Consider the following 7,286-nt stretch of genomic DNA (forward strand, 5'->3'; position numbering starts at 1 on the left):
CGTATTACTGCTTTACGCAAGACGGCTTTGCGGTTCTAACCCCGCCCACGGCGCCTGGGCTGGGGCCGTTCCTCTAAGTCATGGCGACCTGGACGAGACCACGAGCCCGGTCGAGGCGGCGCTGAACTGGACCATCGGCAAGCGCCGCCGCACCGAATGGAACTTCCGCGGCGCCGACCGGGTGCGGGAGGAACTGGACCACGGCCCGAAGCGCCTGCGCGTCGGCTTCGCCGTCGAGGGGCGACAGCCCGCCCGCGCCCATACCCCGATCCAGTCCGGCGCGGAGGTGGTGGGCGAGGTGACCAGCGGCGGCTTCGGCCCGACGCTCGGGGCGCCCGTCGCCATGGGCTATGTCCGCCCTGGCCTCGCCACGGATGGCACGGCGCTGGACCTGATGGTGCGCGGCAAGGCCGTGGCGGCCAAGGTCGCGCCCACGCCTTTCGTGCCGCACCGCTACAAGCGCGCCAGCCGCGCCTGATCGCTTTTTCCCCCCGTGCCCGCCCGGGAAGTGGCGGGCGCGCCCGGACCGATCTGCCCGGACCGATCTCTCCAGACCGATTTGCAGGAACCCGCCCCATGTCCCAGATCCGCTACACCGCCAGCCATGAATGGGTCCGCCCCGAGGGCGAGGATGCCGTGGTCGGCATCACCAGCCACGCCCAGGAAGCCCTGGGCGACATCGTCTTCGTCGATCTCCCCGAGGTGGGGCGCGAGGTCGAGGCCGGCGAATCCATCGCGGTGGTGGAGAGCGTGAAGGCCGCCTCCGACATCTATGCCCCGGTGGCGGGCACCATCACCGGCGCCAACGAGGCGCTGGGCGACGATCCCGGCCTGGTGAACCGCGACCCGATGGGCGAGGGCTGGTTCTTCCGCATCAAGCCGAAGGATGCCGCGGAGGTGGACGGGCTGCTGGACGAAGCGGCCTACGAGGCCGTGGCCGCCGCCGGTTGATGCCGCGATGAGCACCCTTGAGCAGCTTGCCGCCCTGGAGGATCAGGGCGGTTTCGTGCGCCGTCATCTCGGCCCCTCGGAGGGGGAGATCGCGGCGATGCTGGAGGCGATCGGGGCGGACAGCCTCGACGCCATGACCGCGCGTACCGTGCCCGCCGCCATCCTGGGGGACACGCTCGATGCGCTGCCGCCCGCCATCGGCGAGTCCGAGGTGGTGGCCGAGCTGGCCGCGCTTGCCGCGCAGAACAGCGCGGTGAAGTCGCTGATCGGCATGGGCTATCACGGCACGCATGTGCCGCCGGTGATCCTGCGCAACGTGCTGGAGAATCCCGGCTGGTACACGGCCTATACGCCATACCAGGCGGAGATCGCGCAGGGGCGGCTGGAGGCGCTGGTCAACTTCCAGACCATGGTCGCCGACCTCACCGGCCTGCCGGTCGCCAATGCCTCGCTGCTCGACGAAGGCACGGCGGCGGCGGAGGCGATGGTCATGGCGCTGGCCGCCGTGAAGGGGCCGCGCGCCACCAACCGGCGCGTGATGCTGGTCTCGCGCGACCTGCACCCGCAGACACTGGCCGTGCTGCGCACCCGCGGCGCGCCGCTGGGCATCGAGATCCGCCCGCACGCCCCCGGCGAGATGGCCGGGGCGATCCGCAGCGAGGGGCCCTTCGCCGCGATCTTCTCCTATCCCGGCACGACCGGCGAGCTGCGCGCGGAGCTGGAGGCGGAGATCAAGCTCGCCAACGACACGGGCGTCACCGCCATCGTCGCGGCGGACCCGCTGGCCCTGGTGCGGCTGAAGCCGCCGGGCGAGATGGGCGCCGACATCGTCATCGGCTCCTCGCAGCGCTTCGGCGTGCCGATGGGCTGGGGCGGCCCACATGCCGCCTTCATGGCGGTGAAGGACGGGCCGAAGCGGCTGATGCCGGGCCGCATCGTCGGCGTCTCGGTGGATGCCGCCGGGCGCCCGGCCATGCGCCTCGCGCTCCAGACGCGCGAGCAGCATATCCGGCGCGAGAAGGCGACCTCCAACATCTGCACCGCGCAGGTGCTGCTGGCGGTGATGGCCGGGCTCTATGCCTGCTGGCATGGCGCGGACGGGCTGCGCCGCATCGCCGACCGTGTGCATCTCCAGGCGCGGCTGCTGGCCGGCGCGGCGCGCAAGGCGGGTTTCGCGCTGCGGCACGAGGGCTTCTTCGACACCATCGCCATCGAGGCGGGCGCGAAGGCGGATGCGCTGATGCAGGCGGCGCTTTCGCGCGGCTTCAACCTGCGCCGCGTCGATGCGGGCTGCGTCGCCGTCAGCCTCGACGAGACCGTCTCGCGCGACGACCTCGCGAAGCTGGCCGAGGCGCTGTCCGAGGCCGGCGGCGTGTCGGCGCCGGAACTTGGGGCGATCGAGGCCGCCGGCGGCATCCCCGCCGCGCTGGAGCGCGAGAGCGCGATCCTCGCCGCCGAGGTCTTCTCCGCGCATCGCAGCGAACACGGCATGCTGCGCTACCTGAAGTCGCTGGAGGACCGCGACGTCGCGCTGAACCGCAGCATGATCCCGCTCGGTTCCTGCACGATGAAGCTGAACGCCACGGCGGAGATGATGGCGATCACGCTGCCGGGCTTCAGCAACGTGCATCCCTTCGCCCCGGCGGAGCAGGTGCCGGGCTACCTGACGCTGGTGCGGCGGCTGGAAAGCTGGCTCTGCACCGTCACCGGCTTCGCCGCCGTGTCGCTGCAGCCGAATGCGGGCAGCCAGGGCGAGTATGCCGGGCTCCTCGCCATCCGCGCCTGGCACCATGCGCGCGGTGACCAGCAGCGCAATGTCTGCCTGATCCCGTCCTCGGCCCATGGCACCAACCCGGCCTCGGCGGCGATGGCGGGCATGCGCGTCGTGGTCGTGCGCTGCGACAACGACGGCAACGTCGATCTCGACGACCTGCGCGCCAAGGCGGAGGAGCACGCCGCGCATCTCGCCGCGCTGATGATCACCTATCCCTCGACGCATGGCGTGTTCGAGGAAGGCATCCGCGAGATCTGCGCGCTGATCCACCGGCATGGCGGCCAGGTCTACATGGACGGGGCCAACATGAACGCGCAGGTCGGGCTGACCTCACCCGCCAGCATCGGCGCGGATGTCTGCCACCTGAACCTGCACAAGACCTTCTGCATCCCGCATGGCGGCGGCGGGCCGGGCGTCGGCCCGATCGGCGTGGCGGCGCATCTCGCGCCGCACCTGCCGAACCACCCGCTGCTGGCCGAGGCGGGGCCGGAGACGGGCTTCGGCCCGGTCTCGGCCGCGCCCTTCGGCTCCGCCTCGATCCTGCCGATCCCCTATGCCTATATCCGCATGATGGGGGCGGCGGGGCTGCGGAAGGCGACGCAGGTGGCGATCCTTTCGGCCAACTATGTCGCGAAGCGTCTGGAGGGGCACTATCCGGTGCTCTATCGCGGCCGCCAGGGCATGGTGGCGCATGAATGCATCCTCGACTGCCGCGGCTTCCAGGCGGAGGCCGGGATCGCGGTGGAGGACATCGCCAAGCGCCTCCAGGATTTCGGCTTCCACGCGCCGACCATGTCCTGGCCCGTCACCGGCACGCTGATGGTGGAGCCCACCGAGAGCGAGCCGAAGGCGGAGCTCGATCGCTTCGTGGAGGCGATGGTCGCCATCCGCGCGGAGATCACCGAGGTGGCGGAAGGGCGTCTCGACCGGGCCGACAACCCGCTCAAGAACGCGCCTCACACCGCCGAGGAGGTGACGGCGGCGGAATGGACCCATGGCTATTCCCGCCAGCAGGCCGCCTATCCGGCGCCCTGGGTCGCCGCGCACAAGTACTGGCCGCCGGTCAAGCGCGTGGACAACGTCTATGGCGACCGCAACCTCGCCTGCACCTGCGCGCCACTCGAAGCCTATGCGCAGGACATGCGCATCGCCGCCGAATGACGCGCAAGCCCTGGACGGTGCGGAGATCCCGCACCGTCCTCAAGGACCGCTGGATCCATGTGAATGCGGAGGCGGTGGAGGATGCGCGCGGCAACCTGCTCGATCCCTTCTACACCTTCGAATATCCCGACTGGGTGCATGTCGTGGCGCTGACACCCTCGGACGAGCTGGTGCTGATCCGCCAGTACCGGCACGGGGCGCAGGATTTCTGCCTGGAGCTCCCTGCGGGCGGCATGGACCCTGGCGAGACCGATCCGGTGCCCGCCGGGGCGCGCGAGCTGCTGGAGGAGACCGGCTACGCCGCCGGCTCGCTGCGCCTCGTCTCCAGCCTCTCGCCCAACCCGGCCTCGCACCGCAACCGCAGCCATAACCTCCTGGCGCTGGACGTGCGGAAGATCGCCGAGCCGCGCCTGGAGCCGGGCGAGGACATCACCGTGGAGCTGCATCCCTGGCAGGACGTGCTGGCGCGGCTTGACGAGGGCATCCTGCCGCAGGTCATGCATGTTTCCGCGCTGCTGCTCTGCCTGCGCGCGGCGGGGCGCCTGCGCTTCTGATCCTGCGTTGCGCTTGCTCCCACCCCCGGGCGGAGGCTCCGCCTCCCCCGGCCCCCCGGGGACAGCGTATGTCCCCGGACCCCGCCTTCCGTTGGCGCCCGGTGGCGAGGCCGGACTCCCTTCTGATCCTGAGAGCGGGTGGATCGGCGGCGCTCCCGAAAAGAGGAATGACACCGTTTCCGCGCTGACGGCGCCTTTCCTCCGGGGGCCAGGCTTCACAGCACCAGCACGCCGTGCCGCTGTGCTTCCTCTTCCGGCTCCGGGTGGATGGTCGCCACGATATCCCCCATTTCCCGCCCCAGGGCTTCCTCGACGCGGTTGCAGATCGCATGAGCCTCGCGCAGCGGCATGTCGCCCGGCAGGACGAGGTGGCATTCCAGGAAGAGCCGGCCCCCGACGCGGTGGGCGCGCAGATCGTGGGCCTCCAGCGCCCCATCGGCGTTTCGCGAGATGATCCCGCGCAGCCGCCGCATCACCTCCTTGTCCGGCGCCGCGTCCATCAGGCCGCCGACGGAGCTCCGCACCACCCCGGCGCCGCTCCAGAGGATGTTCAGCGCCACCAGCGCCGCCAGGGCGGGGTCGAGCAGCGGCCAGCCGGTCAACGGCACCAGGACGAAGCCCAGCAGCACGCCGCCAGAGGTGAAGACGTCGGTGAAGAGGTGCCGCGCATCCGCCAGCAGGGCAGGGGATTGCCGCGCCCGCCCGGCGCGCAGCAGCACCGTCGCCCAGGCGCCGTTCAGCAGCGTGGCGGCGGCGTTGATGGCCAGGCCGAGCAGCGGCGCCTCGACAGGTGTGGGCGACAGGAAGCCGAACCAGGCCTCGCGCAGGATGGAAAGCGCGGCGAGCACGATCAGCACGCCCTCCAGCACGGCGGAGAAGTATTCCGCCTTGCCGTGGCCATAGGGGTGCCCGGCATCGGCGGGGCGCTGGCTGACCCAGAGGGCCAACGCCGTCGTCCCAGCCGTGGCGACGTTGATGATGCTTTCCAGCGCGTCGGAATAGAGTGCGACGCTGCCCGTGACCCGCCAGGCGGCGAATTTCAGGCCCAGCACCACGAGGCCGAACAGGATGCTGCCCAGGGCGAGGCGGATGGCGGGGGACATGGCTCCTCCCTGCTGGGAGAGGGGCGATAGCGAGGCCCCGTTACACAGTCAACATATGAATAGCTGTTCGAGTGTTAAGGCTTCGTGTCGGCCCGTGCCGGAATTCCTGGACGATCCCGCCACCCGTCCCCAGATGCATCATCCGGGACGGGCCGGCCAGGACCATGGCGCCCGCCCTGCCCATCCCCATCCTCCAGGAGCGCGGCGCAGGCCGCGTGGCGGTGCTCACGGCATGGCACAGCGACGACACTCTCCCCGGGCTTCCATGACGGGGGAAGGTCTCACGACAGGCGGGCGGCGCGCGCTGCTCGGGGCGCTGGCGGCCGCGCCTCTGCTGCGGCCAGCGCCGGGCGAGGCCGCCCCGCCCCCGCCCACGGAAAGCGAGAACCACTGGCGGGACCCGGCGCGCGACCGGGAGATCCCGGTGCTGCTGCGCATCCCGGCGGGGCGGGGGCCCTTTCCCACGGTGCTGCTCAGCCATGGGCTGGGCGGCTCGCGGCATGGCCTCGCCTATCTGGGCGGGGCACTGGCGCGGGCGGGATTCCTGGCCATCCACCTGCAGCATCCGGGCAGCGACGACAGCCTCTGGCGCCATGGCGGGGATCGCATGGCCCTGGCGGCAGCGGCCTTCGATGTGAACGTGGCGCTGGACCGGCTGTACGATGTCCGCTTCGCCCTCGACAATCTGCCGCCCCAGGCGGACGCGGGGCGCCTTGCCATCGCCGGGCATTCCTTTGGCGCCTGGACGGTGCAGGCCATGCTGGGCCAGCGCCTGCCGGGCGGCGATCGCGGGCTGAACCTGCCCGATCCGCGCCTGAAAGCGGGAATCGCCCTTTCCCCCATCCCCGCCCAGGGCCTGCCGCCGCGCCTGGCTTATGCCGGCTTCGTCGCGCCGATGCTGCATGTCACCGGCAGCAACGACGACGGCTGGATCGAGGGCGTGCGCGCGGCGCAGCGGCGCGAGCCTTTCGAGGCGGCGCGCAATCCCGGCGCGCTGGCGGTGCTGAACGGCGCGGTGCACGCCTCCTTCGCCGATGAGCCCGGTGCCGGCGCGCGCTGGAGCGACCCGACCTATCACGCCCGCACTGCGGGGCTTGCCACGGCCTTCCTGCGTGCCACCCTGCTGGGCGACGCGGCGGCGGCGCGCTTCCTGCGGGAAGGCGCGCCGGACCTGCTGCACCCGCACGATGTCTGGGAGACGCGTTCGTTCTGATGCCCGACTACAGCCTGGAACTGGCCGCCGGCGGACGCGTCGCCGGCGTGGACGAGGCCGGGCGCGGCCCGCTGGCCGGCCCTGTCCTGGCTGGCGCCGTGATCTTCGCCGCCGAGCCGCCGCTCGCCCTCGCGCGCCTTCTCGACGACAGCAAGAAGCTCAACGCCGCCCGGCGCGAGGCCGCCTTCGCCGCGCTGCGCGAGGCCGCGCGCGCCGGCCACGCCCGGATAGGCTGGGGCGCCGCCACGGCGCCGGAGATCGGCGCGCTGAACATCCTGCGTGCCACGCACCTCGCCATGCTGCGCGCCGTGCGCCGCCTCGGCCCCGTGCCCGACCTCGCGCTGATCGACGGCAACATGGCGCCCCGTGCGCCGCACAGCCTGCCCTGCGCCACCCGCTGCGTGATCGGCGGGGACGGCCTCTCCTTCTCCATCGCCGCCGCCTCGATCGTGGCGAAGGTGCTGCGCGACCGCGCCATGGCCCGCCTCGACGCCCGCCACCCCGGCTACGGCTTCGCCCGGCATGCCGGC

The 7,286-nt window shown here is 71.9% G+C and carries 7 protein-coding genes; 6 read left to right on the plus strand and 1 reads right to left on the minus strand.

The window, feature by feature from the left end:
- The 4 genes from ROTAS13_RS16040 to ROTAS13_RS16055 form a co-directional block, all read left to right on the plus strand.
- A partial coding sequence (locus ROTAS13_RS16040; RefSeq protein ID WP_305793721.1) for a glycine cleavage T C-terminal barrel domain-containing protein occupies nt 1-478 on the plus strand: 478 nt, incomplete at its 5' end.
- Between the two features lie 98 nt (nt 479-576).
- Nucleotides 577-951 carry a glycine cleavage system protein GcvH gene (gene gcvH / locus ROTAS13_RS16045; protein WP_027282650.1) on the plus strand — a complete coding sequence of 125 codons (375 nt, stop codon included), beginning with the start codon at nt 577-579 and terminating at the stop codon, nt 949-951.
- Between the two features lie 7 nt (nt 952-958).
- The gene (gene gcvP / locus ROTAS13_RS16050; protein WP_075822831.1) at nt 959-3,886 is read left to right on the plus strand and encodes an aminomethyl-transferring glycine dehydrogenase; all 2,928 of its coding nucleotides are present in this window, start codon (nt 959-961) and stop codon (nt 3,884-3,886) included.
- Nucleotides 3,883-4,440: an NUDIX hydrolase gene (locus ROTAS13_RS16055; protein ID WP_019461339.1), complete on the plus strand. Its 558-nt coding sequence runs from the start codon at nt 3,883-3,885 to the stop codon at nt 4,438-4,440. Before gcvP ends, ROTAS13_RS16055 begins: the two co-directional genes overlap by 4 nt.
- 215 nt (nt 4,441-4,655) lie before the next feature.
- Here the strand turns inward: ROTAS13_RS16055 and ROTAS13_RS16060 are convergent, their stop codons facing one another.
- A complete protein-coding gene (locus ROTAS13_RS16060; protein WP_075822832.1) occupies nt 4,656-5,543 on the minus strand; it encodes a cation diffusion facilitator family transporter in 888 nt (295 codons plus the stop codon).
- Between the two features lie 265 nt (nt 5,544-5,808).
- Here ROTAS13_RS16060 and ROTAS13_RS16065 point away from each other — a divergent pair, with 265 nt between their 5' ends.
- Both ROTAS13_RS16065 and ROTAS13_RS16070 read left to right on the plus strand, forming a co-directional pair.
- The gene (locus tag ROTAS13_RS16065; RefSeq protein ID WP_075822833.1) at nt 5,809-6,756 is read left to right on the plus strand and encodes an acetylhydrolase; all 948 of its coding nucleotides are present in this window, start codon (nt 5,809-5,811) and stop codon (nt 6,754-6,756) included.
- Nucleotides 6,756-7,286: ribonuclease HII (locus ROTAS13_RS16070; RefSeq protein ID WP_075822834.1), on the plus strand; the 531-nt coding region annotated here is incomplete at its 3' end. The genes ROTAS13_RS16065 and ROTAS13_RS16070, both read left to right, overlap by 1 nt.

This window comes from Roseomonas sp. TAS13, from assembly GCF_001950415.1.
Taxonomy (GTDB): domain Bacteria; phylum Pseudomonadota; class Alphaproteobacteria; order Acetobacterales; family Acetobacteraceae; genus Roseomonas; species Roseomonas mucosa.

Coding starts and splice junctions, on each gene's coding strand:
- gcvH (WP_027282650.1), top strand. CDS start 577: ATGTCCCAGATCCGCTACACCGCCAGCCATGAATGGGTCCGCCCCGAG.
- ROTAS13_RS16060 (WP_075822832.1), bottom strand. CDS start 5,543: ATGTCCCCCGCCATCCGCCTCGCCCTGGGCAGCATCCTGTTCGGCCTC.
- ROTAS13_RS16065 (WP_075822833.1), top strand. CDS start 5,809: ATGACGGGGGAAGGTCTCACGACAGGCGGGCGGCGCGCGCTGCTCGGG.
- ROTAS13_RS16055 (WP_019461339.1), top strand. CDS start 3,883: ATGACGCGCAAGCCCTGGACGGTGCGGAGATCCCGCACCGTCCTCAAG.
- gcvP (WP_075822831.1), top strand. CDS start 959: ATGAGCACCCTTGAGCAGCTTGCCGCCCTGGAGGATCAGGGCGGTTTC.